29 protein-coding genes and 1 pseudogene are annotated in these 26,081 nt (G+C 61.6%); 19 read left to right on the top strand and 11 right to left on the bottom strand.

Annotated elements, in window-relative coordinates:
- Window positions 1–148: 148 nt before the first annotated feature.
- Window positions 149–805 (top strand): helix-turn-helix domain-containing protein, encoded by a 657-nt coding sequence (locus tag FHW92_RS08540; protein ID WP_168602810.1) that lies wholly within the window; start codon window positions 149–151, stop codon window positions 803–805.
- 380 nt (window positions 806–1,185) lie between these two features.
- Here FHW92_RS08540 and FHW92_RS08545 read toward each other — a convergent pair whose 3' ends face one another.
- From FHW92_RS08545 to FHW92_RS25695, 4 genes are all read right to left on the bottom strand, one after another.
- On the bottom strand, window positions 1,186–1,638 hold the full coding sequence (locus FHW92_RS08545) for a host attachment family protein (RefSeq protein WP_168602811.1): 453 nt from the start codon (window positions 1,636–1,638) through the stop codon (window positions 1,186–1,188).
- A gap of 388 nt (window positions 1,639–2,026) precedes the next feature.
- The gene (locus FHW92_RS08550; protein ID WP_210428401.1) at window positions 2,027–2,428 is read right to left on the bottom strand and encodes a CBS domain-containing protein; all 402 of its coding nucleotides are present in this window, start codon (window positions 2,426–2,428) and stop codon (window positions 2,027–2,029) included.
- Between the two features lie 154 nt (window positions 2,429–2,582).
- Window positions 2,583–3,029 (bottom strand): hypothetical protein, encoded by a 447-nt coding sequence (locus FHW92_RS08555; RefSeq protein WP_168602813.1) that lies wholly within the window; start codon window positions 3,027–3,029, stop codon window positions 2,583–2,585.
- A 171-nt stretch (window positions 3,030–3,200) separates the two neighbouring features.
- Window positions 3,201–3,449, bottom strand: a complete 249-nt coding sequence (locus FHW92_RS25695) for a hypothetical protein (RefSeq protein ID WP_246870004.1) — start codon at window positions 3,447–3,449, stop codon at window positions 3,201–3,203.
- On the opposite strand from FHW92_RS25695, the gene FHW92_RS08560 reads away from it, so the two are divergent.
- The 6 genes from FHW92_RS08560 to FHW92_RS08585 are packed head-to-tail and all read left to right on the top strand — an operon-like array spanning window position 3,435 to window position 9,110.
- Window positions 3,435–4,556, top strand: a complete 1,122-nt coding sequence (locus tag FHW92_RS08560) for an erythromycin esterase family protein (protein ID WP_246870005.1) — start codon at window positions 3,435–3,437, stop codon at window positions 4,554–4,556. The two genes, FHW92_RS25695 and FHW92_RS08560, sit on opposite strands and share 15 nt — an antisense overlap.
- Window positions 4,553–5,194: an alpha/beta hydrolase gene (locus FHW92_RS08565; RefSeq protein WP_168602815.1), complete on the top strand. Its 642-nt coding sequence runs from the start codon at window positions 4,553–4,555 to the stop codon at window positions 5,192–5,194. The genes FHW92_RS08560 and FHW92_RS08565 overlap by 4 nt, the downstream gene beginning before the upstream one ends.
- Complete coding sequence (locus FHW92_RS08570) at window positions 5,191–5,883, top strand: phosphoribosyltransferase family protein (RefSeq protein ID WP_168602816.1); 693 nt, start codon at window positions 5,191–5,193, stop codon at window positions 5,881–5,883. The genes FHW92_RS08565 and FHW92_RS08570 overlap by 4 nt, the downstream gene beginning before the upstream one ends.
- Window positions 5,880–8,267 (top strand): phosphoenolpyruvate synthase, encoded by a 2,388-nt coding sequence (ppsA, locus tag FHW92_RS08575; protein ID WP_246870006.1) that lies wholly within the window; start codon window positions 5,880–5,882, stop codon window positions 8,265–8,267. Before FHW92_RS08570 ends, ppsA begins: the two co-directional genes overlap by 4 nt.
- Window positions 8,268–8,271: 4 nt before the next feature.
- On the top strand, window positions 8,272–8,832 hold the full coding sequence (locus FHW92_RS08580) for a nitroreductase (protein WP_168602817.1): 561 nt from the start codon (window positions 8,272–8,274) through the stop codon (window positions 8,830–8,832).
- Between the two features lie 35 nt (window positions 8,833–8,867).
- Window positions 8,868–9,110, top strand: coding sequence for a hypothetical protein (locus tag FHW92_RS08585; protein WP_168602157.1), 243 nt, complete (start codon window positions 8,868–8,870; stop codon window positions 9,108–9,110).
- A gap of 333 nt (window positions 9,111–9,443) precedes the next feature.
- Here FHW92_RS08585 and FHW92_RS08590 read toward each other — a convergent pair whose 3' ends face one another.
- Window positions 9,444–10,337 carry a LysR family transcriptional regulator gene (locus tag FHW92_RS08590; RefSeq protein ID WP_168602818.1) on the bottom strand — a complete coding sequence of 298 codons (894 nt, stop codon included), beginning with the start codon at window positions 10,335–10,337 and terminating at the stop codon, window positions 9,444–9,446.
- A gap of 114 nt (window positions 10,338–10,451) precedes the next feature.
- Between FHW92_RS08590 and FHW92_RS08595 the strand changes: the two genes are divergently transcribed.
- The 5 genes from FHW92_RS08595 (at window position 10,452) to alkB (ending at window position 14,133) form a co-directional block, all read left to right on the top strand.
- On the top strand, window positions 10,452–10,781 hold the full coding sequence (locus FHW92_RS08595; RefSeq protein ID WP_168602819.1) for a nuclear transport factor 2 family protein: 330 nt from the start codon (window positions 10,452–10,454) through the stop codon (window positions 10,779–10,781).
- 148 nt (window positions 10,782–10,929) lie between these two features.
- Window positions 10,930–11,556, top strand: coding sequence for an oxidoreductase (locus tag FHW92_RS08600; RefSeq protein WP_246870007.1), 627 nt, complete (start codon window positions 10,930–10,932; stop codon window positions 11,554–11,556).
- A gap of 57 nt (window positions 11,557–11,613) precedes the next feature.
- Window positions 11,614–12,558 (top strand): NAD(P)-dependent oxidoreductase, encoded by a 945-nt coding sequence (locus FHW92_RS08605; RefSeq protein ID WP_168602820.1) that lies wholly within the window; start codon window positions 11,614–11,616, stop codon window positions 12,556–12,558.
- A gap of 110 nt (window positions 12,559–12,668) precedes the next feature.
- Window positions 12,669–13,502, top strand: coding sequence for a 2OG-Fe(II) oxygenase (locus tag FHW92_RS08610; RefSeq protein WP_246870008.1), 834 nt, complete (start codon window positions 12,669–12,671; stop codon window positions 13,500–13,502).
- Window positions 13,489–14,133, top strand: a complete 645-nt coding sequence (gene alkB, locus FHW92_RS08615; RefSeq protein ID WP_168602821.1) for a DNA oxidative demethylase AlkB — start codon at window positions 13,489–13,491, stop codon at window positions 14,131–14,133. The genes FHW92_RS08610 and alkB overlap by 14 nt, the downstream gene beginning before the upstream one ends.
- A gap of 142 nt (window positions 14,134–14,275) precedes the next feature.
- Here alkB and FHW92_RS25700 read toward each other — a convergent pair.
- The 4 genes and pseudogenes from FHW92_RS25700 to FHW92_RS08635 form a co-directional block, all read right to left on the bottom strand.
- Window positions 14,276–14,389 (bottom strand): annotated as a pseudogene (locus tag FHW92_RS25700) (AraC family transcriptional regulator); the annotation flags it as partial.
- Between the two features lie 31 nt (window positions 14,390–14,420).
- Window positions 14,421–15,587 carry an FAD-dependent oxidoreductase gene (locus FHW92_RS08625; protein WP_168602822.1) on the bottom strand — a complete coding sequence of 389 codons (1,167 nt, stop codon included), beginning with the start codon at window positions 15,585–15,587 and terminating at the stop codon, window positions 14,421–14,423.
- Between the two features lie 215 nt (window positions 15,588–15,802).
- Window positions 15,803–16,234, bottom strand: a complete 432-nt coding sequence (locus FHW92_RS08630) for a DoxX family protein (RefSeq protein ID WP_168602823.1) — start codon at window positions 16,232–16,234, stop codon at window positions 15,803–15,805.
- Window positions 16,235–16,292: 58 nt separating this feature from the next.
- Window positions 16,293–16,571, bottom strand: coding sequence for a DUF2282 domain-containing protein (locus tag FHW92_RS08635; RefSeq protein ID WP_168602824.1), 279 nt, complete (start codon window positions 16,569–16,571; stop codon window positions 16,293–16,295).
- A gap of 161 nt (window positions 16,572–16,732) precedes the next feature.
- Here FHW92_RS08635 and FHW92_RS08640 point away from each other — a divergent pair, with 161 nt between their 5' ends.
- The 5 genes from FHW92_RS08640 (at window position 16,733) to FHW92_RS08660 (ending at window position 19,918) form a co-directional block, all read left to right on the top strand.
- Window positions 16,733–17,272: a sigma-70 family RNA polymerase sigma factor gene (locus FHW92_RS08640; protein WP_168602825.1), complete on the top strand. Its 540-nt coding sequence runs from the start codon at window positions 16,733–16,735 to the stop codon at window positions 17,270–17,272.
- A complete protein-coding gene (locus FHW92_RS08645) occupies window positions 17,269–17,910 on the top strand; it encodes a DUF1109 domain-containing protein (RefSeq protein WP_168602826.1) in 642 nt (213 codons plus the stop codon). The genes FHW92_RS08640 and FHW92_RS08645 overlap by 4 nt, the downstream gene beginning before the upstream one ends.
- An 83-nt stretch (window positions 17,911–17,993) precedes the next feature.
- Window positions 17,994–18,254 (top strand): hypothetical protein, encoded by a 261-nt coding sequence (locus tag FHW92_RS08650; RefSeq protein ID WP_168602827.1) that lies wholly within the window; start codon window positions 17,994–17,996, stop codon window positions 18,252–18,254.
- A 75-nt stretch (window positions 18,255–18,329) separates the two neighbouring features.
- Window positions 18,330–19,175 (top strand): DUF692 domain-containing protein, encoded by an 846-nt coding sequence (locus FHW92_RS08655; protein ID WP_168602828.1) that lies wholly within the window; start codon window positions 18,330–18,332, stop codon window positions 19,173–19,175.
- The gene (locus FHW92_RS08660; protein WP_168602829.1) at window positions 19,166–19,918 is read left to right on the top strand and encodes a DNA-binding domain-containing protein; all 753 of its coding nucleotides are present in this window, start codon (window positions 19,166–19,168) and stop codon (window positions 19,916–19,918) included. Before FHW92_RS08655 ends, FHW92_RS08660 begins: the two co-directional genes overlap by 10 nt.
- A gap of 348 nt (window positions 19,919–20,266) precedes the next feature.
- Here the strand turns inward: FHW92_RS08660 and FHW92_RS08665 are convergent, their stop codons facing one another.
- Entirely contained in the window at window positions 20,267–22,339 is a 2,073-nt protein-coding gene (locus FHW92_RS08665; RefSeq protein ID WP_168602830.1) for a TonB-dependent siderophore receptor, read from the bottom strand.
- Between the two features lie 87 nt (window positions 22,340–22,426).
- On the opposite strand from FHW92_RS08665, the gene FHW92_RS08670 reads away from it, so the two are divergent.
- Both FHW92_RS08670 and FHW92_RS08675 read left to right on the top strand, forming a co-directional pair.
- Window positions 22,427–23,602, top strand: coding sequence for a PepSY-associated TM helix domain-containing protein (locus tag FHW92_RS08670; protein WP_168602831.1), 1,176 nt, complete (start codon window positions 22,427–22,429; stop codon window positions 23,600–23,602).
- Window positions 23,603–23,893: 291 nt separating this feature from the next.
- Window positions 23,894–25,081 carry a GGDEF domain-containing protein gene (locus tag FHW92_RS08675; protein WP_168602832.1) on the top strand — a complete coding sequence of 396 codons (1,188 nt, stop codon included), beginning with the start codon at window positions 23,894–23,896 and terminating at the stop codon, window positions 25,079–25,081.
- A 199-nt stretch (window positions 25,082–25,280) separates the two neighbouring features.
- Here FHW92_RS08675 and FHW92_RS08680 read toward each other — a convergent pair whose 3' ends face one another.
- Window positions 25,281–25,508: a hypothetical protein gene (locus FHW92_RS08680; RefSeq protein WP_168602833.1), complete on the bottom strand. Its 228-nt coding sequence runs from the start codon at window positions 25,506–25,508 to the stop codon at window positions 25,281–25,283.
- Window positions 25,509–26,081: the final 573 nt, after the last annotated feature.

Consider the following 26,081-nt stretch of genomic DNA (forward strand, 5'->3'; position numbering starts at 1 on the left):
TTTTGCGTTGCTTGCGGCCGCCGAGAAGCTCGCGCGAGCGGGGACGACCTCAGATCTCTGTCTTGGCGCTATGTATATAACCCAATGCCGTATTGCCGCGCCCTGTCTAGTCTGACTGGTTCAGTCAAGCTGAGGTGTCAGAATCGCCATGAACAATTTTGTGAAATTGGAGCCGCGGCGTTATGAAATCGCCATGCCGGCAAAATCGGGAGAAATGCTTTTCCTGGAGGGCGATCCTTGCGAGCATGTCTATGAACTGCGCGCCGGGGTCGCACGGGGCATAAGCATGTCGGTCGAGGGATACCGGCAGGTTACCGCCTTCTTTTTTGCCGGTGACCAGATTGGACTGCCGGTAACCGAGTCTTACCGTTTTACCGCCGAGGCCGTGACCGATCTGCTCTATGTCCGTCATTCACGCCGATGGTGGCATGAGGCGCTGATCCGCAGTTACCGTGAGGATGGAAGGCTGCTGCCCTCTATTTGCGCCGAACAGGACCCCATTTTTCGTCGCGGCATGATCCTGGGCTGCAATGGGGTTCTTGTCAGGCTCTGCGCATTGTTGACCTCGATTGTCGACCGGCTTCCCATGACGTCCGACGGCAGTCTCTTTCTGCCCCTGCCGCAGGTCGATATGGCGGCCTATCTTGCCACAACGCCGGAATCGATTTGCCGCGCCTTGCGCCGGTTGCGTGAGCAAAGCATCATCAGCATGCCGCGGCGCGATCAGATCAACATTATTGATCGCGACCGTCTCGAGGTCTTTGCGAATGGAGGAATCCGGCAGTCCGGTACGGCATTTGTCTAGCCGATGGGGTTGCCCCATGCGCTTTGGCATCGCGCCCTGTACGAGCGACCATCCGCCGTCAATCGTGCTTCTGCGGAATCCGGTTCAACCCGATAGGATTGTCTTCATTCCTGCTTTTAAGAAATTCTTTGATGAAGGTGGAGGATTTTGTAAATTTATCCGAAATACGTGATTAACCTAGGCGAATGATTGCGAATAAATGCCTGCTAAGGATGGTGCAAAGTCCCGGTTGCATATGTAAGTGCAAGGAGGGAATTGCATGTTTAAAATAATAATTTCCGCATCTGCTTTGTCCATCACGGTGGATACTCCGGCGTTTTCCGCGAATGCAGAGGATCCCGTTAATTGGGATGGTCTCTATGTTGGCGACAATGGCGCCCCTACTCGCCGACGGCTGCCTGATAGCCGCTTAGCAGGCGCGTGATGTCGTCGAGCGAATGCTTGACCAGATCCTTGTCGATTTCGGCGATCAGCCGGACACGAATCCGCTCATCATAGTGGCGGCGCAGCACGCCAAGCGCGCGCGGCGGGGCCGCAACGACAAGGCCGCTGCTGTCCTCTGCTGCCCCGGCGAGCGCTTCTGCGCAAGCGGCAAGGAATGCGTCCTCATTGGCCTGATGCGGATCTGCACGCGCCACGGTGTCGTGCCCCGGATAGGATCGAGAAAAGCCGACGCCCGGCGCATCGGCAAGCAGATCCCGGTTGGGAGGGTTTTCGAACTGGCGATGTCCGATCACGCGCAAATCGGGCTCCAGTTGGGTCCCGCAATTTTTGAGCAGGAGCATGCGCGCGCCATCGGCGAGCAGAATGATGACATCATGAGGCAGTTTCATGTGGTGGTCTCCCAATTGGTTGGGTGTGCAGCAAAACCTCGCCGTGATCCCGTCCCGCTCTCCCTGCGGCCTTGTCTGCGGCCCGCATCAACACTTGTCCTCCGGGCATCCTGTGCGATCTGTCGTGCGATCTGCATTGCCTGCTCGCGGTTCGAGCCCGGTTTTTCCTTGCGGGAAACGACGGTCAGCCCGCGGCGAAACCATCACTGTGCTAGCTGCCTTGCGGACAGTGTCAGACAATGGTCGCCACGGGCCTAGCCATCGAGGTCGTTGTCGGTGAGGCTGGCTGTTCGTAAGGATCTAGCTTTCCCTGTTGAACCGCTGCCTTCCGACTCGCCGTCTGGCCTTTACTTGATCGCATGACCGGATTTTCGCGAGTTGATGGCCATCAAGTATGATGGGCGGTAACGGCGCGAAGTGCCTCGGCCAAAATGGAGGGCGTGGCCTTGGCCGCAACGTCACCCAGGCTGAGCATTCCCACCATCCGGTGATCGGCGTGGATGACAGGCATACGCCGGATGCATCTGCTTTCCATGACCGTCACCGCGTCTTCCAATTCTTCATTGGCATGGCAATAGATGATCGGCTTGGTCATGACGTCGCGCGCGGTGAGCTGAAGCGGATCTGAGCGCCGGTCGAACCCGCGCAGGACGATGTCGCGGTCCGTGACTATCCCGATCAACCGGTCATTTTCGCCCACCGGCAAGGCGCCGACATCATCCTGCCGCATGCGCTCGGCGATATCCGGCAATAAGGCATCCGGAGCGATCCAATTGGCATCGCGATGCATGGCTTCTGAGACTTTCATGGGAGGCCTCCTTCATTGGCCGGCTCAGGTTGCACCGATCGCGCGTGCCTCGACTTGCGTCCTGTCAAGCCTGCCGACGGTTCGCGGCCTCCGTACAATTCCCAGCATCGGCGAAAAATTCCGGTGCCTATTCTCATCAGACCGCCGCCGCTTTGCGCTGGGCAGACCTGAACGGAGAAGCACGATGATGGAAGGACATGAGCATCCCGAGGCGCATGGCCAGGGCCATTGCCATCAATGCGATTGCCATATCGACGGCCACGACGACATGGCGGCAAAGATGTTTCATCTGGCCAAATGCGCGAAACATGCGCTTCTCAAGCGCAAGATCGAACAGCATCTGGACGCGAAAATCGGCGCGAAGCTGGATCGCATGGCGCAGCTTGCAGCCGACGCTCTGATCGACAGCATGCAGCGCATTGGCGCCAGAAAGCAGGCCTGCCGTCGCTATGAGGATGATCTGCTGGCCGAGATGCAATCGGAGTGGACGCCGTTCTTTGCGCCTGTCGAATAGGGAGGCCCAAACCATGAAAGACCCTGTTTCGGGACCATCGCCCGCCAAAAGGTGGCTCTCGGCGATCATGGTCCTGCTTCTCGTTCTGGTGTTGACCATCTGGTACGTGGCACCGCCCAGCAAGCCCAAACAGGAGCAGCAGGCCAGGCCCGCACCCAGATCAACCGAATGGGCGCCCGAACCAGCGGGGCCTGCGGTCCCGGTGAATTTGCCCAAGACCCCGATGACCAATGTTCCGGATCAGAAGCGATGATCGGACAGCGGCGAGAGCTCGATAGGGACAAGGCGCCGGCACCGCAGGCCGCCGCCCTTGCCGGTCGACTGCGCGAGGCGGGCGAGATTTTGCCTGCGGTCGAAGCTGCCGATTTTGCCGATGCATTTGACAGGTTTGGGGATGCGAGAATCGTCCTGCTTGGCGAGGCGACCCATGGAACCCATGAGTTTTATGCCGCGCGCGCCGCGATTACGCGGCGTTTGATCGAAGCCCATGGTTTCAATCTTGTCCTTGTGGAAGGCGACTGGCCCGATATCGCGCGCATCGACGGATATGTCCGCCACAATGCTCCGCGCCTGCGGGCAGGCGAGGCATTTCTGCGCTTTCCGACATGGATGTGGCGCAATCAGGAGGTTCTGGCCTTCGCTGATTGGCTGCGCGGACACAATGCGCCCCTTGCCGAAGCGGCGCGCACGGCGGTGCGGGGGCTCGATGTCTACAGTCTGGGCGAATCCATCCACGCCGTGATCGCCTATCTCGAAAACCATGATCCCGCCGCCGCCGCCGAAGCGCGGCGCAATTACGGATCGCTGATGGCATGGCGCGGCGCGCCCCAGCATTACGGGCAGGCGGTCGAGCACGGACGCATGGCCGGTTGCGAAGAGGATGTTGTTGCCCAGTTGGGCGAGCTGCTGCGAAAGCGCATTCAACTGATCGCCGATGATGGCGAAGCCTATTTCGATGCTGAACAGAACGCACGGATAGTGCGGGCCGCAGAGAGCTATTATCGCGCGATGTATCGCGGGGCGGTGGCCAGCTGGAACCTGCGCGATCGGCATATGTTCGATACGCTCCAGCGTCTCATGGCCTTTCGCTGCGATGCCCGTGCCGTGGTCTGGGCGCATAATTCGCACATCGGCAATGCATCGGCGACCGCAATGGGGTGGCGTGGCGAATTCAACATCGGCGAACTGGTGCGCGCGGCTTATGGCGATGAGGCCGTGCTGATAGGTTTCGGCACAGATCGCGGAACAGTTGCCGCAGCCTCCGACTGGGGAGGCGACATGAAGGTGATGGAGCTTCGTCCAGCGCGGCAGCACAGCTGGGAAGAGGCGTTCCGCCATACAGGCTACGCCCGCAGCTTGACCGACTGGCGGGGCAGCAAACGTCAGGCCTTGGCGGAGGCGTTGTCACAGCCCCTCCTCGAACGGGCCGTAGGCGTTGTCTATCGGCCGCAGTCGGAGCTTTTGAGCCACTATTTCGAAGCGGTTCTTGCCGATCAGTTCGACGCTTATGTCTGGTTCGAGGAAACCCGTGCCGTCACGCCCCTTGGACATGAGCGCCCGAAAGGCGCGCCGGAAACCTGGCCTTTCGGGCTATGACAGTGCCGATCGCCATATCGATGCCGGGCTTTCCGCCGCTGGCTGCCATTCTGGGCGTGCCTCCCCGGCCGCATGGTCTCGCCATTTTCGCCCATGGCAGTGGCAGCGGCAGGCTCAGTCCGCGCAACAACCATGTTGCCGACCGATTGCGTGAAGTGGGGCTGGCGACGCTGCTCCTCGATTTGTTGACGGGGCCGGAGGAAGCCGACCGCCGTAACGTCTTTGACATCGGCTTGCTGGCTTCGCGCCTGCGCTGTGCGGTGGATTGGGCGGCGGGACATGCCGCGACGGCTGGTTTGCGGCCCTGCTATTTCGGTGCGAGCACAGGCGGCGGAGCGGCGCTGCGCGCAGCCGCAGGGGACGCGCGCATTGCCGCCGTCGTTTCGCGCGGCGGGCGGCCCGATCTTGCCGGGGTCGATGCCCTTGCGCGTGTAAGGGCTCCCACACTGCTGTTGGTCGGCGCGCTGGACCGGGTGGTGATCGAGCTTAACGAACAGGCTTATGAGGCCATGACCTGCGGCCGCAAACTGATGATCATTCCGGGGGCGGGCCATCTGTTCGAGGAACCCGGAACGCTTGATCAGGTCGTCGATTTGGCGCGCGACTGGTTTCTGCATCATCTCGGAGTCAGGCCATGACTGTGCTGTTCAGGGATCGCCGCGCGGCGGGCGTGCTTCTGGCTCGTGAGGTTAAGGCGCTGGGGCTGGAGGACCCTGTTGTGCTGGCATTGCCGCGCGGCGGGGTGCCTTTGGGGTTTGAGGTGGCCAAGGCCCTGGGCGCGCGGCTTGACATATTGCTGGTCCGCAAAATCGGCGCACCGGGCAACAAGGAATATGGCATTGGCGCCCTCGTCGACGGCGCTTCACCTCAAGTGGTGATCGACGAATTGGCGGCGCGGATGGCCGGTGCGGACAAGGCCTATATCGATCACGAAATCGGTCGCCAACTGGATGAAATTGACCGCAGACGTGCTGCCTATCGCACAGGCCCTCCTGTATCGCTGAAAGGGCGGATGGTCGTGGTGGTCGATGACGGAATTGCCACTGGCGGCACTGCGCGCGCTGCCCTGAAAGCTTTGGCAAAGGTGGGGCCACGTGGCATCGTGCTGGCTGTGCCTTTGGCGCCGCCTGATACGCTTCTGAGTTTGCGCAAACTCTGCGATCAGGTGGTGTGCCTTGCTTCGCCCGACCCGTTCTATTCGGTGGGCGTGCATTACGGCGATTTCACCCAGACCCAGGACGCCGAGGTCATTGCCCTTTTGGAAGAGGCACGCCGCTGGCGTCAGGCAAGCCCTCATGCGGATCAGGCTCGGGGAGGTGGGAAATGACTTGCACGATGCCCAGCATTCTGTGGTTTGAGCAGATCGGCATGGGAGATGTCGGTTGCGTCGGTGGAAAAAATGCCTCGCTCGGTGAGATGGTGTGCAAATTGGGCGAAAGTGGCGTTCGCGTCCCGGCAGGATTTGCCACAACCGCCGCCGCCTATCGCGACTTCATCGCCGAAAATGCCATCGAGACCCCTATGCAGGAGCGGATCAGGCTCTATCAGGCCGGTCGGATACCGCTCGAGCAAGCGGGGGCCGAGATCCGGGATCTTATTCTGAGCGCTCATCTGCCGGACAATTTCGCTCGCGATATCCGTGCCGCCTACGATCAGCTGGAGGAACGGGCCAAGGTGAAAAATCCGGCCGTGGCTGTGCGCAGCAGCGCAACCGCGGAGGATCTTCCCGATGCCAGCTTTGCCGGACAGCAGGAAACCTTTCTAAATATCCGGGGACACCGGGCCCTGCTGGAGGCTTGCCTGAACTGCTTTGCCTCGCTCTTTACCGATCGCGCGATCAGCTATCGCGAAGCCAAGGGGTTTGACCATTTCTCGGTGGCTCTCTCGATCGGAATCCAGCAGATGGTGAGGTCCGATCTGGCGGGATCAGGAGTGATCTTTACCATCGATACCGAAACCGGCTTTCCCCATGTCGCCGTTATCAGCGCCGCGTGGGGTCTTGGTGAAACGGTGGTTCAGGGCTCTGTTGATCCCGATAAATATGTTGTGTTCAAGCCCCTTCTGGCCACACCGGGCACCTGTCCGATCATTGAAAAGACCTGCGGCGAGAAAGCTGTCAGGATGATCTATGCCGATGGCGGCGGCAAAAGCACACGGATCGTCGCGACCCGCCTTTCTCAACGCGGCAAATTTGTGCTCGATGATGCGGAAATTGTCGAACTTGGCCGCTGGGCCGTGCTCGTCGAAAAGCACTATGGCCGCCCGATGGATCTGGAATGGGCCAAGGATGGGCAAACCGGTCTGATTTATCTGGTTCAGGCGCGGCCTGAAACGGTGCAGTCGGGGCGCAGCAGCGCCGCTTTCCGCACCTATCGCCTCAAGGCAAAGGCGCAGCCCATCCTTTCCGGGGCGGCGGTCGGGGGCGCCATCGCCTCGGGCAAGGCCTGCGTCCTGCGCAATGCGGGCGATATGGCGCGCTTTCCCGACGGCGCCATTCTGGTGACGGGCAACACCGATCCGGACTGGGTCCCGCTGATGCGGCGGGCGGGCGGTATTGTGACCGATCATGGCGGCAGCACCAGCCATGCCGCCATTGTCAGCCGCGAACTGGGCGTGCCTGCCGTGATCGGAACCGGTCATGCCACGGCGCTGCTGCGCGAAGGACAGCCGATAACGCTTTCCTGCGCTGGGGGGGAGCAGGGTTTTGTCTATGACGGCCTGCTGGACTACGAAAGCGAGGAGATCGATCCGGGCAGCTTTCCTGCCACACGCACGCAGGTGATGGTCAATATCGCCGAGCCGGCCTCGGCTTTCCAATGGTGGCGACTGCCGGCCAAGGGGGTGGGGCTGGCGCGGATGGAGTTCATCATCAATACGCTGATCAAGGCCCATCCCATGGCCCTGCTGCATCCTGAAAGGGTTGCCGAGGCGGACAGGCGCAAGATTGCCAACCTGACCAGGGACCATGCCGACGGCGCGGACTATTTCGTCGATCTGCTCTCGCGCGGTATCGCGCGTCTGGCCGCGCCCTATTACCCGCACCCCGCGATTGTCCGCCTCAGCGATTTCAAGACCAATGAATATGCCCATCTGATCGGCGGGAGCGGCTTCGAGCCGCATGAGGAGAATCCGATGCTCGGCTTCAGGGGGGCATCGCGATATTATGACGAGCGGTACCGGGAAGGCTTTTCGCTGGAATGTCAGGCGTTAAAGCGGGTGCGCGAGGTGATGGGCTTTGCCAATGTCATCATCATGGTGCCATTTTGCCGCACCCCGGCAGAAGCCGATCGCGTGTTGGCCATCATGGCCCAAAACGGCCTTCGGCGCGGCGAGCATGCGTTGCAGATCTATATGATGTGCGAAATCCCCTCCAACGTGGTTTTGGCGCAGGAGTTTGCCAAAAGGTTCGATGGTTTTTCGATAGGCTCCAACGATCTGACGCAGCTTGTGCTGGGCGTTGACCGGGATTCCGAATTTTTGGCGACCCTGTTCGACGAGCGTGAGGAAGCCGTCAAAATCATGATTGGCGATGTCATCGCCAAGGCCCATGCGGCCGGCGTCAAGATCGGAATATGCGGGCAGGGGCCAAGCGATCATCCTGATTTTGCAGAATTCCTGGTCCATCGAGGCATCGACTCCATCTCTCTCAACCCCGACAGTTTTGCCAGGGCCATCAAAAGTATCGCCCAGGCGGAAGCGGCAGGAGGATAAATCCATGGATCTGGAACAAGCCATTTACGGCCGCCGCGCAACGCGGGCCTACACTCATGAAGCCATTGACCCGGCGGTGCTGGAGGCGGTGATCGATGCCGCCATTCAGGCGCCCAGCGCGATGGACGGTCAGCCCTGGGGATTTTGCATTCTGCGCAATCCGGCCTTGCTTGACCGCATAGCCGATGAGGCAAAAGCGCTGATGCTGCGTAATCCTTCGCCCGGTCTGGCGCTGCATCGTTTCGAGGAAATGCTTGAGAACCCCGATTTCCATATATTCTATCATGCCCCGGCGCTGATCCTGATCTGTTCGACAAAAGACAGTCCGTGGTCACAGATCGACTGCATATTGGCCGCGCAGAATTTGATGTTGGCGGCCTATGGCAAAGGATTGGGTACATGCTGGATCGGCTTTGCCCAGAGCTGGCTTGAAACGGATGAGGGCAGGGCGGCATTGGGGCTGCCAGCCACTTGGCGGCCGGTGGCCCCCATCATTGTCGGTCGTCCAAGCGGGGGTGAGCCTGCCCCGCCGCGTCAAAAGCCCGAGCTGCTTTGGCGCGACTGAGCCACCCGTTACGCAAGATTCCCGGAGAATGAGTCATGGCAACTCAACCCGAATTTTTTCCATTGCCCGAGGTTATCCCTCCGCAAGTGCCGCCGGAGGCACCGGTTGTCCCCACGCCAGCGGAGGATCCCTTTTTTGAGCCTCCTGAAATTCTTCCCGATATGCCCGACGAAGATTTTCCCGATCGTGAAAACCTGTCGATGGTCGATTTCCTGAACAACAGCGCTCGGCAAACTGTGGCAAAACTGGCGGCCTTCATGAGCGGCAGGCCGTCATAAACTGTCTCGACCTGTGGTTCGAACAGATGCGGACTTGGGACGAGGCTGAGGCGGGCGAGGACTACGGCCCGAGTTCTTATGGGACCAAAGCTGTGCTTTGCGGCGCGGCTTTGGCTGATCTGCCGCTTGATCGGTGGCTGGCGCGATTGAAACAACCCGATGCGCGTTTCGTCCTGCGAGATTTGCCGGAGCAATTCCCAGGCCCGCCAACCCGATTTTGGAACCATGCGCTCGTTGGATTCGCCGAGGTTTCCGGGCGCCTTGCCTGAACGAACGTCAAATTTGGCCGCTACCAACGGGATACATAAAGGACCGTTCTGAGGGCGAAAGGTCTCAGCCTGCCATTTTGCGCGCCAAATCGATGAAGGCCCTGACGGCGGCCGGAGAATTCTTGCGATGGGGGTAATACAGGCAGACGGGCGGCAAAGCCGGTGTCCACTCCGTCAAAAGGCGCAAGAGCCGTCCGTCCTCCAGTTCCTGCTGTACGTCGGACTCCATGAAATAGCCGATCCCGACATCGGCCAGCACCGCCATGCGCGCAAGACTGGCTTCATCCAGCGTGATGGGGCCGGTCACGTCGATGTGAACCGGCTCGCCATCCCTTTCGAAGCGCCAGCGATACAGCCCCCCATCGGGCAGCCGGATGCGGATGCAACTGTGGCGCAGCAAATCGGCAGGGACATCAGGCCGCCCATTATTGGCAATATAGGCCGATGTCGCCACCACGACATGGCGGCGCGAGGGGCCCAGCGGGATGGCAATCATGTCCGTAGGCACCAAATTCCGGCTGCGCACGCCAAAATCGAAACCGTTGGCCACGATGTCCACCAGCCGTCCCTCGGTCACCAGATCGACATGCACGCGCGGATAGCACCGCATATATTCCAGCAGCAAGGGGGCGAAAATCTCGCGGGCGGCGGAGGCGAAAGCATTGATGCGCAGCGTGCCCGACGGGGTCTGCTGTTGCGAGCGTACCCCTTCCATCGCGTCGTGAATGGTTCGCAGCGCTGGCCCCACCTGTTCAACAAAGGTCAGGCCCGCATCGGTAAGCGCGACGCTGCGTGTTGTACGGTTAAACAGGCGCACGCCCAATTCCCGCTCCAGCCTGGCGATCATGTTGCTCAACGCGGTGGTCGACATGCCCAGTTCCGTGGCTGCCGCGCGGAAGGAGCCGCGTTGGGCGATGGCCAGCACGCTGTTCAATCGGGTGAGGGCCGGGTCAGTCATTATCCTCAATGTCGCAACAGTCCATCCCGCTTTATCCCTGTTATCACAATGATGGTCCAGCCCTAAGTTTGATCGGTCGGCGCTGATGCGCTCACTTTTTGCCAGGAGTATGAAATGGACATCGAACTGCCTTTGGCCATCGCCCGCTATTTCGCGGCGGATCAATCATCGGATGGGGCTGACATCGGTGAGGTTTTCGCCGAACATGCTGTCGTGCGCGATGAGCGCCAGACCTACACTGGGCGCGAGGCGATCCGGCAGTGGAAAGCGGCTGCTTCCGCAAAATACAGCTATGCCGCCCAACCTTTCGCCTTGGCCGAGGATGGCGAGGCAAGGGTTGTGACCGCGCATCTGGTGGGCAATTTCCCCGGCAGCCCCATCGACCTGCGCTATCGCTTCACGCTTGATGGGGACAAGATCGCAAGCCTGGAGATCGCGCCATGACGACCTTCCTCACGCTGGCCGGCAAACGGGCGCTGGTCACGTCGGGCACGCGCGGGGCGGGCGCGGCAACCGTCCGTCTTTTTCGTCAGTTGGGCGCACAGGTTCTGACTTGTGCCAGAAGCTGCCCCGCCGATGCGGTGCCCGATGAATGCATCATCGCCGACCTGACAACACCCGATGGCACCGGCAAGCTGGCGCAGGCCGTACAGGAACGGCTTGGGGTAGCCGATATCATTGTCCATATGCTGGGTGGTTCCTCCGCCCCGCCGGTGGCTTTGCCGCGCTTGACGATGCCGCATGGGCCGGAGAACTGGATCTCAACCTTTACCCGGCGGTGCGGCTGGATCGCGCATTGGTGCCGGCCATGGTTGCCCGGCGCAGCGGCGTGGTGGTCCATGTCACCTCGATCCAGAGCCGGTTGCCGTTGCCCGAGGCAACGACGGCCTATGCCGCCGCCAAGGCCGCATTATCGACCTACAGCAAGAGCCTTGCCAGGGAGGTGTCCCCACACGGCGTTCGGGTCGTGAGAGTGTCTCCCGGCTGGATCGAAACCGAGGCCGCCATCGAACTGGCACGAAGGCTGGGCGATGAGAGCGGCGGCGGCATGGAGGAAGGCAGGCGCCGGATCATGGAATCGCTGGGCGGCATCCCGATCGGGCGGCCGTCGTCACCCGAAGAAGTCGCCAGCCTGATTGCATTTCTGGCCTCTGACCGGGCGGCCAGCATCACCGGAACAGAACACATCATCGACGGCGGCACGATACCGACCGTTTGAAAGAGCGGTGAGGATGGTTTTGACACCATGGCCTGCGCTTGTTAGCCCTCTCCAGCCATGCACGTTCTTTTGACAGGCTCCTCCGGTTGGCTTGGCCGGTTTCTTGCTCCGCGCCTTCGTGCGGCGGGTCATCGTGTCACCGGGCTGGATGTGGCAGAAGGGCCCGACACCGATCATATAGGTTCGGTCGCTGATCCCGGCGTTGTGCGCGAGGTTTTTGGCCGTGGGATCGAGGCCGTCATTCATGCCGCAGCGCTCCACAAGCCGGACATAGCCCGTTATTCCGAACAGGCTTTCATCGATGTCAATGTCACCGGCACGCTTAACCTGCTGGCAGCGGCCGCAGCGGCAGGTCATGACCGCTTTGTCTTCACATCGACGACATCCTTGATGATCAACCAGGCCATTCGCGATGAAACGGGTGACGCCGCCGTCTGGCTTGACGAGAAGGTCGGGCCGCTTGCGCCGCGAAATATCTATGGCGTGACCAAACTTGCCGCCGAAGGCCTGTGCCGCCTGTATGCCGGTGAGCGCGGCCTGCCTTGTGTGGTGCTGCGCACGGCGCGGTTTTTTCCCGAAGATGACGATACGCACACCCATCTTTCGGGCGAAAATCTGAAAGCCAATGAATTCCTCAATCGGCGCCTGACGGTTGAGGATGCGGCCGCCGCCCATCTTGCCGCGCTCGACCGCGCGCCCGACATCGGGTTCGACACGTTCATCATCTCTGCCCCCACGCCATTTGCGCGCGAGGATGTAAGCCAACTCAAAAGCAATGCCGTGTATGCCATTCTGGAGAAGTTCCCGGACGCGGCGGATCTCTATGCCGCGCGCGGGTGGAGCCTGCCAACCGGCATTGGGCGCGTTTATGATGCCTCCCATGCCGAACAACGGCTCGGCTTTCGTTGCTCGACCAGCTTTTCCGATATTCTCGCCGCATTGCGCGATGGCTCTGAAATGCCCTTCACCCATGAGCCGGACTATGTGTCCCCCAAGGAATAAGGCTGGTGCGGTTTTGGGCCGGGAAGCGCTGTTTTGGCGGCAAGTGCGCTGAATTCCAAATCTGCTTCCTGCCATCTGATTGAAACAGTAATTTGATCGCAAGGATCGGGATGCTCGCTCCGATGCTGTCTGCCATGACAGGCTTTCTGCAAGGAGTTCTGCCAATGACATTCCGTGTTCTCGGGCTTGACCCGAGCCAGTTTCATGGCCTCACCGGACTTTCCGATGATGATCTGGCCCGCGTTGGTGCGCGCATCGCCGACTATGACTGGCAAGCCATCGCTGAGAGCCTCGATCAGGAAGGCTGGGCCATCCTGCCCGGCCTCCTCAATGGCGGAGAGTGTGATGCCATGGTCGGGCTTTACGGTCCGACGGCGGCGTTTCGATCTCACATCCATATGGCACGCCACGGCTTCGGCAAAGGCGAGTATCGCTATTTTGCCTATCCCTTGCCTTCTCTGGTCGAAGCGGCGCGTACGGCTCTTTATTCGCGCATCGCGCCGATCGCCAATGGCTGGCACGAGCGGATGGGGATCGATGCCCGATTTCCTGCCGATCATGCTGCTTTCTTGGCGCGATGTCACGAGGCTGGGCAGAGGCGCCCGACGCCGCTGCTGCTGGAGTATGGGGAAGGGGATTATAATTGCCTGCATCAGGATCTTTATGGCGACCATGTGTTTCCCTTGCAGGTCGCCATCCTGCTGTCCGAGCCCGGCAAGGATTTTACCGGGGGTGAGTTCGTGCTGACCGAGCAGCGGCCGCGCATGCAATCGCGCCCGGCGGTCGTGCCTCTGGGCAAGGGGGACGGGGTCCTGTTTGCCGTGAACATCCGCCCGCAGCGCGGCATGAAAGGTGACTATCGCGTCACCCTGCGCCATGGTGTCAGCAAGCTGCGTTCGGGCAAGCGACATACGCTGGGGATTATCTTCCATGATGCAGGCTGATCTGTTCGCCGACGAAAAGCGTGACGTGGAGCTTGGGCCGGGCGCCGCGATTTTGAGCCGTTTTGCCCTCGACGCGGCCGACGCCTTGATCGCGCATATTGAACGGATGTCTGTCCTGTCACCCTTCCGCCACATGGAAACGCGCGGTGGAAAGGCCATGTCTGTGGCCATGTTCAACTGCGGCGCGTGGGGCTGGGTGTCGGATCGGTCGGGCTACCGCTATGATGCGATCGACCCTGTGACAGCACTGCCATGGCCTGACCTGCCGACGCTTTTTCTCGACCTGGCGAACCGCGCTGCCGACGCCCTCGGCTTTGGTGGGTTCGTACCGGACGCTTGTCTCGTCAATCGCTACGTCGTCGGATCACGCCTTTCCCTTCATCAGGACAGGGACGAGCGGGATCGTGACGCGCCGATCGTCTCGGTGTCGCTGGGCCTGCCGGCCACCTTCCTGTGGGGCGGTCATAAGCGCAATGACCGTCCTGCGCGTCACCGGCTCTTCCATGGGGACGTGGTCGTCTGGGGCGGTCCGTCGCGTTTGGTCTTCCACGGTGTGGATGAGCTCAAGGACGCAGATCACCCCTCCACCGGCGCGATGCGCTACAACCTGACCTTTCGAAAGACCCGGTGACTGAACCACGCCGGATTTGCTGGAGGGCTTAATCCTCGCTTTGCACGGATGAAGGGATGCTTTCCACGGCTACGAAAGGTGTCTGGAACGTCGCCTTTGAGGATGGCCTTAGGCTTCGAGATTGGCAGTTGCCCCTTGCCCCTTGCCTGATCGCACTGGCATCGCGGCCGGGTGGTTGGCCGAACAGGCGCCGATAGTCGCGGTCGAATTGCGAGGCGCTTTCATAGCCAACGGCAAAGCCTGTCGAGGCGGCTTCATTGCCTTTGATGGGTGGGTGTTTATGCGTATCACCCGGGCTGCGGCGGATGCGAAACAAGTTCAAACAAGCGGCGCGCATCAGCATCAACCGGGCGGCCCGTCACCAGATCCGCCACATAACTGCCCACCAGCGGACCATGCTTGAAACCATGCCCGCCACCGGCAAAAGCCAGATAAACATTGTCGAAATCCGGATGGCGATCGATCAGGAAGTTGGTGGTGTTGGCATCATCCACCTGACAGACGCGGCTTTCCATGATGGGCGCGTTGGCAAGGGCGGGAAAGCGCGCGGCAATATAGGCGCGGCTGGCCTTGATCAGTTCCTGCCGCGGCAGGCGTTCGGCGGTGTCGGGATCCATGGCCAGGCGCGGCCCGGGAGCGACGGAATATTTGAGGCCGCGCTCAATGCTGCCAAAGCCCCAGCCGCCGCGAATATGGTCATGCCAGAGCGGCTGATGCGGCCATGAATAGCGCGGATCGCCGGCCGGCGTGCCGTAATAGAGATATTCGCTGCGATAGACGTTGATGCGGGGGGTGGCGATGGCGGGCATCAATTTGCCCGCCCAGGGCCCTACAGCAAAAACATAGCTGCCCGCCGAAAGGGTATCACCGCCATCCAGTTTGAGCGACAGCAGGCGGCGTCCTTGTGCTTCACCCGGCACAGCGCGGGCAAAGCGCATCTGGCCGCCCTTTTTCTCGAATTGCTCGACCGCCGCCAGCACCGCCTCGCGCGCCTTGACCAGCACAGAACTGGCGGCCGTTTCGACAAAGGCGAAATCAACATCGTCGAAATTCATTTGCGGAAAGCGGCGGCGCAATTCATCGCGCGAGGCAATCTCGTAAGGCAGCTTCAGATCGTCGAAGATCTTGCGCTGCGCAATCATGGTCTCGGTCCAGTGATCCGTCAGTTCGATCCGCGCCGAGGGATAGAGCAGCTTGCGCCCGAATTCGGCCTCGCGCATCCGCCACATGGCCAAAGCCTTGGCAGACCATGCCGAATAGAAGGCCTGCGCTCCGTAGCCCGAGCGGATCGAACGGGTTTCTCCGGAGGAGGAGGCGCGAGGCGAGACCGGGCCATATTGATCGAGACAAACGACCCGCTGCCCCCTTTCGCGCAGGGTCAATGCGGCAAAGGCGCCGAACACGCCCGCGCCGACAACCGCCACATCGGGAAGAGCGTTGCCTATCGCCGGCATGGCATCTGCGGCGCCGGTCAGGGCGGGTGCGGCAAGGGTGGCTACGGAGGCGGATAGGAAATCCCGACGCTGAAGCATGTTATGAGCCGATTATGATTGGGAACATGACGACAAGCCCTGAAGCCACCTTTATCGGTTCACAATGCGTCAAAGAACGAAGATCAGGTTCCGACGGATCAATCCGAGCTGGGAATGGCCGGCTCGGCGGCGGTTGCTCACACAGCCCGTTGGCCAACGAACCGGTCCAGCGCGAAGCGCCCACCCCCGCGCAGGACCAACGGGACCAGCAGGGCCGCCCAGCTCAGATGCGTGGGCCAGGCATCGGGATAGACGAAAATCTCGATCACTGCCGTCATGCCGAGCAGTCCCGCTGCTGCGATCCGGGTGCCAAGTCCCAGCACCAACAGGGTGGAGAAGAGATGCTCGGCAATCGTCGCCAGCCATGCGGCCAGAACCGGGGGCAGGAGCGGAAGGGCATATTCCGTCCGAAACAGGTCGAAAGTGGCGTCGGTCAGGGTGAACCAGCCCTCGACCTTTGTCCGGCCCGAAAGGAAAAAGACCGGCGCAATCCCCAGCCGCATCAGCAGCAGAAGCAGATCATCGGTCAGCGGTCGGGGAAGGGCGGAAAGCTTGAAGAGCGGTTTCATTGGGGCATCTCCGAACTGGCTGCCCGCTCCGTCGGGGCAGAGCGGGCAACAGCAGGCTTCAGGCCTTGGGGGTCAGCGAGCCGTTGCCCTTGGGCGTCTTGATGCCGGTGCAGGTGCCTGCCTTCACCAGCTTCCACGCATTGCCCTGGTAATCGGTCTTGGATGTGCCCGCGCAGCTGGTGCCTGCGCCGGCCTTGCAATCATTCTTGCCGGCCTTGGCCACACCATAGCATTTCTCGGTCTTGGGCGCGTCCGTCGCGTGGGCAGTTGCGACGGCGGCCAAGGCGATCGCGAGCGACGCAGCGATCGAGGCAGTAGTGGCGGAATGGCTGGGCATGCTGTGTCCTCCTGAAAAGGGCCGGGCAATCAGCGTCCGGTCCATGCCCCGCTATTCGTGGCGGCCACGCGCCCGGTTACAGATGAAATATTTTCGCGCGCTGCCGTGCCTTGGTGTAACCGGATGGATGTCCGCACCGAATGGCCCCTTGGGGAGGCTCTATGCAACCGGGTGAAGAGGCGTTGAAACAGTGGATGGTGATGGGCCTTGCCGGTGACAGCGCCGCCCATGGGCAATTGCTGCGCGCGCTGGTGCCGATTTTGCGCGGTTTTTATCGCCGCCGCATGAGCGCGCAGGAGGATGAGATCGAGGACCTGTTGCAGGAGACCCTGATCGCGGTCCATACCCGCCGCGCGACCTATGATGTGGCGCGGCCCTTTACCAGTTGGCTCTTTGCCGTGGCGCGTTACAAGATGATCGACCATTTCCGTCAAGGCGGGCGTACCTGCACCATTGAGGGGCTGGAGGATATTCTTGCCGTCGAGGGCTTTGCCGAGGCCAGCGATGCCGTCGCCGATGTCGAGCGCTTGCTGGAAACGATCCCCAAAAAACAGGCCGCCGCCATCCGCGCCACGCGGATCGACGGGCTTTCCACCGCCGAGGCCGCGACAAAACTTGATCTGGGCGAATCCGACATCAAGGTTTCCGTGCATCGCGGGCTCAAGGCTCTGGCGCAGCGGGTCAAGGACAGTTTGCTATGAAGACCGAGGATCTCATTTCCGCGCTGGCCGCCGATGTGCCGCCGGTGCCGCGCCATGGTCTGTTGCGGCGGCTGATCGCCGGGCTGTTGCCGGGTGGGCTGGTCACGCTGGTTCTGGTGGGGCTGGGGCTGGGCTTTCGCGCAGACCTCTGGCCGGCCATGCATGGCGGCATGTTCTGGGTCAAATGGCTCTACACCGGCAGCCTTGCGCTTTGCGCCACGCTGGCCACGTTGCGGCTGGCGCGGCCCGATGCGGGGGTGGCGGGGTGGCTGTGGCTGGCCTGTCTGCCGGTGCTGGGGCTGGTTGTGATCAGCGTGCAGGAACTGGCCTCGGTGCCATCGTCCCAATGGCTGGCCATGTGGCTGGGGATGAGCTGGAAGGTCTGCTCGACCAATGTGTTCCTGCTTTCGCTGCCCATCTTTGGCGGGCTTTTGTGGTCTTTCCGGCGGCTGGCGCCCACGCGCTTGCGGCTGGCGGGGGCCACGGCGGGGCTGACGGCGGGGGCATGGGGGGCGACGCTCTATTGCCTGCATTGCCCGGAAAGCGCGGCGATCTTTGTGCTGACATGGTACACGCTGGGCATGGCTGCCGCTGCGGCCGGGGGCGCGCTGTTGGGGCCGCGTTTGCTGCGCTGGTGATATTTCGCGCGGCCCCTGTAACCATCGGCGCGCGCCGCCCGAATAGAATATGCCATTCCGGCAGAACCTATCGGAGATATGCCATGAACCCCACCACCCGCCAGATCAGCTTTGCCGCCGCCGCCGCTGTCATCGCGATGAGCACCGTTGCAGCCGCCCCCGCCTTTGCCGCGCATGGCGCGCAGGTGGCCTGTTACGGCGTCAACTCCTGCAAGGGGACGTCGGATTGCAAGAGCGGCAACCATGATTGCAAGGGCCAGAATGACTGCAAGGGTCAGGGTTTCAAGCATATGACCAAGGCGGCCTGCGTGAAGGCGGGCGGCAGCCTGACCGCGCCGAAGTAAGGCAAACCACGGCCTGTCGGCCTGTCGCACAATGGGCGACAGGCCGCACTCCCTCCTCGGATCAGGATGTCCGCCATGCCTTTCATTCCGGCTGCCCAACCCCGCCCGCGTTTCGGATTAGGTCTGCGCCGCCCGCATTATCAGGACTTTCTGAGCGGCGGTGTGCCGGTCGATTTTGTCGAGGTGATCTCGGAAAATTTCATGGTGGCCGGTGGCCGCCCGCGTGAGATCCTGCGCCGGGTGCGGGCCGATTATCCGGTGGCGCTGCATGGCGTGTCGATGTCGGTGGGGTCGGCCGATGGGTTGCGGGGGGACTATCTGGCGCGGCTGCGCGCTTTGGTGGATGAGATCCAGCCTTGTATCGTCTCCGACCATCTGTGCTGGACCCGCTATGGCGCGCATAATTCCCACGATTTGCTGCCCTTGCCCTATACGGCCGAGACGCTGGATGTGGTCTGCACCAATATCGCGCGGGCGCAGGATGCGCTGGGCCGCCGGATGCTGATCGAGAACCCGTCGAGCTATGTCGCCTTTTCCCATGATGAGATGAGCGAGTGGGACTTCCTCGCCGCCGTCGTGGCACGCAGCGGCTGCGGCCTGTTGCTGGACGTCAACAACATCCATGTCAGCGCGGTGAACCACGGATTTTCCGCGGCCGACTATCTGGCCGCCATGCCCTATGAGGCGGTGGAGCAGATCCATCTGGCCGGCCATGCACAGGGGCGCCACGGGTTGATCGACACGCATGATCAGGCTGTGCCGGACCCGGTCTGGGCGCTGTTGCGCCTGGCTTTGGCGCGGGCGCCCTATGCGGCCGTGATGATCGAGCGGGACGACAATATTCCGCCTTTGCCCGAATTGCTGGCCGAGTTGGATGTGGCACGGGCCATCGCCATGGAGGAGCTTGCCTCATGCGCCTGAGCGCCTTGCAGAGCGCCTTTCTGGACTGGCTGGCCGACGGTGATGAGGATGGGGCGCAAAGCCTGCCGCTGCGCCGCGCCGCAGGGCTGGCGATTTACCAGAACAATTACCGCGCCAGCCTGATGGCCTGTCTGGTGGAAACCTATCCGCAAACCATGGCGTGGATGGGCGAAGCAGATTTTCGCGCCGCCGCCGCGCACCATATTGACCGCATTCCCCCGCATAGCTGGACACTGGATGATTATGCAGACGGCCTGCCTGCCAGCCTGAGCGCGCAATTTCCGAATGATCGCGAGATTGGCGAACTGGCGCGAATCGAACTGGCGCTCTCGCAGGCCTTTGTGGCGGCGGATGCGATGGCTATGAAGCCCGCACAGATGGCAGGCTTGGATTGGGACGCGGCATGGCTAAAGGTCATTCCGGCGTTGGCGATCCTGCCGCTCGACACCAATGCCGCCGAAATCTGGATGGCGCTGGCCGAAGGGCAGGTGCCACCTGTCGCTCAGGAGCAACAGAAGGCAAGCGCTGTGCTGGTCTGGCGTCAGGAAGAGATGTGCCGCTTGCGCAGGATTGATGGGGATGAGGCCGCCATGCTGACGTTGCTCATCTGCGGCCCTGTGCTTTTTGGACAAATATGTGAACAGGCGGTCGCCCGATGGGGTGAGGAAGAAGGCATCCTTGCCATCGGGCAATGGTTGGCGCGTTGGATCGGCGATGGTTTGATCGCTGTGACGCAAGCCTAATGCCCAAATGCAAAAGAGGGGCACAGAGACCGTAAAGGTCAGTTGAAAGGGCAGCGCGGAAAAAGCGCGGTCCATGCCAAGGCCGAGCGAGCAGAGATTGCCTGTTTTCAGCGTATTGCGGCGGTCCGTCACGGCCGAAAATGTCGCGTCGGCATGCCATTGTCCTTTGCGGCCCTGGGGATGCTGCCAATTGGCGCTGCCAATCCAGGCAAAGGAATAGGGCACATCGGTTAGCGTGCTGCCGCTGACAGGCCGATTCAAGGTGCGGACTTCTCCTTTCCGGCTTTTGGCGCAGCGGTGCTGGCGCGGAAACGGAAGCTGATCGCCACCAGTCCGCCGGATCGATCCTCAGAAATTGACGCTGGCCGAGAGGCGCAGCGTGCGCGCCGATCCGACATAAAGCGTGCTGCCGCCGGTCGCCCAATAGCGCTTGTCGGTCACATTGTCGGCATTGGCGCGCAGCGTCATCGCGCGACCGGCGGGCAGGGTCAGCTTGTAGCTGGCGCCCAGGCTGAGCGTGGCATAGGCGGGCAAAACGCCTTGATTAAGCACATCGGTAAAACGCTGGCCCGTGTAATAGACCCCGGCATTCAGCCCCAGTGCGGGCAGCGGCGCCGGGTGCCAGTTGACAAAAGCCGAGCCGGACCAGCGCGGCGCATTGTCCACCAGCTTGCCGTCCTGCGCCGCCGATCCGGTCTGCTGCTGGCGGGCGACCAGATATTGCCCGGCCAGCGCGATGGAAAGCCGGCGCAGCAGATTGCCCTGCACCGAGGCTTCGATCCCCTGATGCAGCGCGCGCCCGTTGACGATATAGGTGTTCGTTGAAAGGTCGGTATAGGCCAGCCCCCGGTTGATGCGGAACCAGCCGAGCGAGAGCATCAGCCCGCCCACCTGCGCCCGCCCGCCCACTTCCCACTGGCGGCTGCGCACCGCAGGCAGCACGGCGCCCGCGTTGTTCGTGCCGTCGGGCGCGGTGCCTGCGCTTTCCAGCCCCTCGATATAGCTGAGATAGAGGCTGGTGGCAGCCGTTGGGCGCAGCACCAGCGCGCCTGTCGGCGTCCATGTGCGCAGGGCGAAATCACTGCCGGCTGATCTGGTGCGATAATCGACATGGCGCAACCCGGCCATCACCAGCACTTTTTCGCCCAGATGGGCCTGATCCATCGCATAAAGGCCGGTGTCGATGTTCACGCTGCCCGCTGTCAGCCGCCGTGTGGTGGGGATCAGGGATGTCAGCGAAAGGGGCGTCGGCGCATAGAGATTCTGCGCCACAGCAGTATAGGATTGCTGGTTCTGATCGGCCTGCACCTGCCGGTTGCGGGCATAGCCGAAGAGCAATTCATGGCGGATGCCCCAAGTATTGGCTTCCCCGGCCAGTTCGGCGCGCCAATAGAGATTGGAATAGTCCTGATCGGGCGTGTAGGTCGCCGCGATCGTGCCAGCGCCGGTGCTGTGGTTATAACGGGCGATATTGGCGATCATCCGCTGGCGGCGGGTGCTGGCATAGCCGCTTTCCGCGCGCAGCGACCATGTGCCGCCCAGCAGATAATCGGCCCGGCCCAGCAGATTGGTCACCCATGTGCGATAGGGCGCATTCACCGGCGCATAGCGATTATGCGGATCGGGGATGGCGGGCAGGGCGATGGTGCCATTGACCGCCGTGGGCAGGGCGATCCCTCCCGGCTCATCGGTGGCGCGGCGGTAATGTTCGGCGTCCAGCTTGAAGGAGAGCTTCTCGCTCGCCTTCCAGTCAAAGGCGCCGCTGGCCAGATAGCGATAGCCGTTCACACCGTTGATCGGCGTTTCCACATGCGAGCCATAGGCATTGAGGCGCAGGCCGATGCTCTGATCCGCGCCCAGCTTGCGCCCGATATCCACCCCGCCGCCGATGCTGCCTTCGGCATCGCCATCAACATAGAAGCTGGTCACCGCCTTATCCGTCGCCCGTTTGGTGACGACATTGACGATGCCCGAAGGTGTGCTCAGCCCGTAATAGAGCGCCGAAACACCCTTGAGCAATTCGACCCGCTGCTTGTTTTCCACCGGGATCGGGCCGAGATTGATGATCTGAAGCGCGCCGTTGAGGCGATAATTGGTGCGCGCATTGAGCAGCACCCCGCGCGAGGCGAAATTGTTGCTGGTGGTGGGGCTGGTGGACTGCTGGGTAATGCCGGGCGTGTTGCGCAGCGCATCGTCCAGCCCCTTGGCGCCCTGATCGTCGAGCAGGGCGCGGGTGATAACGGCAACATTGGCGGGCGTGTCGAGCAGCGACTGGTTGCGAAAGGCGCCGACCTGCACGACCTCGGCGCGATAGGGCGTCTCCTTGCGTCCGGTCACCACAATGTCATCGTCGAGCGGGCGCTCGGCCTGGGGTGCTTCGGTCATGGCGGTGACGTTGGCGGCGACGATGAGAAGCAGCATATAAAATTCCCCTTGGCGAATTCCCCGGACGGGCAATTCGCGACGGCAGTTATTGCTATTGATAGTGGATTGCAATAACTGATTTCCATGAGCACATCGATTCGCCCGCCTTTCCGCATTATCTTCCGCAAGTGGCTGTTTACGCTGCATGGTTGGCTCGGGCTCACGCTCGGCCTCGTTTTGGCTCTGATGGGCCTGACGGGGGCGGCCATGTCGTTTCAGGACGAGATACAGGCGATGCTGATCAAACCAGTCCCGCTCCATACCGGGCAGCCTGCACTGGCGCCGGTGGCCTTGCTGGAGCGCGCGGCCATGGCGCAGCCCGGCAGAAGCATCGCGCGCGCGCAGATCGACAGTGACCCCGCCGTTCCCGCCCGCATCAGCTTTGTTGATAAAACAGCACAGGCAAAGGGGCGTGAGACCTATCTCTTCGATCAGCGCGATGGGCGCCTGCTGGGTCCGCTTCCGGCGGCGGCCCTGTTTGACACGGTGGAGCGGCTGCACCGCTGGCTGGCCATGCCGGGCAACGGCAAGGGGCCGGGGCGGATCATCACCGGCAGCGCGGCGATCGCCTTGATCGTCCTTGGTCTTGGCGGGCTCTATCTGCGCTGGCCGTCAAAGCCGCGGGACTGGCGGGCATGGCTCACCATCCCGCGCGGGCGAACGGGCCGCTGGTGGTGGCGGGAACTGCACCTGCTGCTGGGCGGAGTCATGATGACGGTCTATCTGCTGAGCGCGCTGACCGGCCTGTGGTGGTCGTTCGAATGGTATCGCAATGGCGTTCAATCGCTGTTGGGCGGCGAGCGCGCAGAGAAGGTGAAGGCCAAGGGGCAGCCCGATTTCGCGCTGGGCTGGCAGGGGTTCGAAAAGGCCACCTCAGGCCATGCTTATGGCAGGATCACGCTGATCGTGCCGGAAAAGGGCGCGGCCTTGCGGTTTCGCGCCCTGCCGCAGGGGGCAAGGCACAATCGCGCCGATGATGCGGTGGTCGTGGATGGCGCAACCGGCAAGGTCCTGAGCGCTGACTTTTACGCCCGGCGTCCGGCGGGCGAGCGTGTGATGGCTGGCATGTTTGAAATCCATCGCGGCGCGTTCTTTGGCATGGGCGGGCGGATCATCCTGTTCATCACCAGCTTGAGCCTGCCATTCTTTGCTGTGACCGGCCTTTGGTTCTGGCTGGCGCGCCAACGCAGCAAACGCAAGGGAAGGGCCAGGCGTTTGGCCAATCAGGCCGCGACAGATCTGGCATCGGCATCCTCCTGAGCAATGTCGAAGGAGGGATATGGTCGCCGCCCGGCGCCGTATCGAGGATGCGCAACTGGTTCCCTCGCTGAACTGTTCCTCACCCAATCCTCGCAAAACGGTCGCCCCAATCCGTGGCCCTGGCAGCACGGGTGCGCTCAGCCAGCGCAACGACGGAACAGGGTCGGGCGCGACCAACATCACCACCAAAAACCATCGTTCCCGTTTGGTGCGGAGGGTGAGACATCGGTCGGCAATCAGGACTGCTGGCAGGTTACCCGCTCAGATGGAAAATTACCCATACTAAGTGAAATGACTTATGCATTTTGCTATAAGGCCCTCATGATCGTTTCTGCCCTGGCTACTTTCGGTGTTGCTGCCACCAGCCTGTTTCTCGCCATCGCTCTGCTTGCCGCTTTCTGGCGCTTTGGCCGTGCGCGTCATGCCATCCTGTGGGGCACGGCCTTTCTCTTCATCACCTTCGACCATACGCTTATGGCGGTCCGCCTGCTTACCTCGGGCGATCACGTTCTTATCACGGTGATGGCGACCATGGGCTCGCTGGGTGGCGCCACGCTGATCGCGCTGGGCTTTCGCGAACGCAGCGGCCTGCACGAAGCACGCTGGATCAGTGTTTTTCTCGCAATCGTCGCAGTGGCCAGCTTCGCTCTTATTTTGGGTTTTCCGGCCAATCCAATGCATCGTCCATTGGTGACGAGCTATGTCACGGTCATGCTGATCCTAGGCATCGACAGCTTGCGCAAAGGGTCTGGCGAGGGCCTTTCTGCAGGTCGGGTGACGCAAGCCATGATGGCGCTGTTCGCCGGCTTTTTCGCCGTGTTGACGGTGCTGGGCGTCCTGACTGTTCCGTGGGGGAGCATGTCGATGGATCCCTATCGTGCTTTCTATCTGCTGGGGGTTCCGGCCAGCCTGACGGGCATCGGCCTGTTTGCGCTCTTCCTGCTGGCCGAGGATCTGGCCCACGAGTTGCGGCAGTTGGCGATTGTCGATCCGCTGACCGGTCTGCTCAACCGCCGTGGTTTCGAGGAAGCGGCACGTCGGATCAAGGCGCAATGCCGCCGCCATGGCTTGCCGGTCTGCGTGGCGATCGCCGATCTTGACCATTTCAAGAGCATCAACGATCGTTTCGGTCATCAAGCGGGGGATCGGGTGTTGGTTGAATTCGCTCGCCGGCTGCGGGGTGCCTTGCGTGAAGGCGATCTTTTGTCGCGCTCCGGCGGAGAGGAGTTTGTGATGCTGCTGCCCGGCGTGACGGGTGAGGAAGTCGGCGATTTGCTGAACCGTCTGCGCACCCGCTTGCCCGGTGCCAACGATATGGAAGTTCTGGGTTTTGAAATGCCCAGCATGAGCGTGGGAGCGGTGGAGGTCGGCCCCCGCGATCTGCTGGCCTCCTGCCTCGAACGGGCGGACAGGGCTCTTTATCAGGCCAAGAGCGGGGGACGTGACTGTGTTCGGGTGGACGGCAGGCTGACGGTCTAGGAATATAGGGCCGGTCACCCGCGCCGCCAACACAGCCTATCGCAAACCGTCTTGTGTTGAAGTGTTCATGCGGCCTCGTACCATCCAAGAGAGGGGCTGTATCAATTACGCGGTGTTCGCGTTTGCAGGCCGAATCTCCGGCCTATTCCGGCGATCGGGCGCGGGAGCGCGGGAATCAGGCTTGCCCGGAAAACAAGCTCTACGACCTTCCAGACGGGAGCCAGCGTGCGAGGAATTGCCCGGTCGTAGATCGCAACGCATTGGGCATTGGTGGAACACCAAGACGGCTGGCCCCGCTGGTGCGCGGGTAGAGAAGCTTGAGCGGGGCCAGAGCCGCCATACTCGCGGCCACCAGATGTTCGATGTCGTCCTTGAGGAGCACACGACGCTGGCGGCCCAGAAAACGGTCGCGAATGACATCTTCCACCAAAGCCCTTGGCAAACCCTGCGCGAGGTAAAGTAGAGCGAAAGACTTCGATGGACCGGTGACCCAGCAAAAATGGCGCAATTCCGCCGTTACCCAATGTCCTCAGACGGTCTAGAATGTGCTTGGAAGTAAATGGTGCTGGGGACGGGATCGAATGAATTTGATTCTAGGCTAATTTTCAGAAGATTGCTGCATTGTTGAAATGTTTATTGCCCGCGAGTATACCAACAGCCAAATACTGTTCGGCGGTTCGATGCCCGAAATGGTAAAAACTGCGCCAAAGCGTGCAATAAGCGAGTTAATCTGAATGGCTTGTTATGCCGTCAGTTCGTCCATGTTTCTATGGCAGTCGTGCAAATTTTGCTTGCTTCAAGCCTTGGACGTACCTGTTCGAATAACTCATGGGCTGATTGTTTGATCAGATGCGGCCAAGCTGTGCGTGTCATTTCCATCTCGTAACCTCTTTGCGAAGAAATGCCTGTCGGAGTGAATGGCTGCAAGGGCGGACGATCCGGAAGGGCAGCTCTGGTTTTGGAAGCGCTCCGAATTGCCTTTCGTTCAGCTGGATAGCGC

This window comes from Novosphingobium sp. SG707 (assembly GCF_012275515.1).
Taxonomy (GTDB): domain Bacteria; phylum Pseudomonadota; class Alphaproteobacteria; order Sphingomonadales; family Sphingomonadaceae; genus Novosphingobium.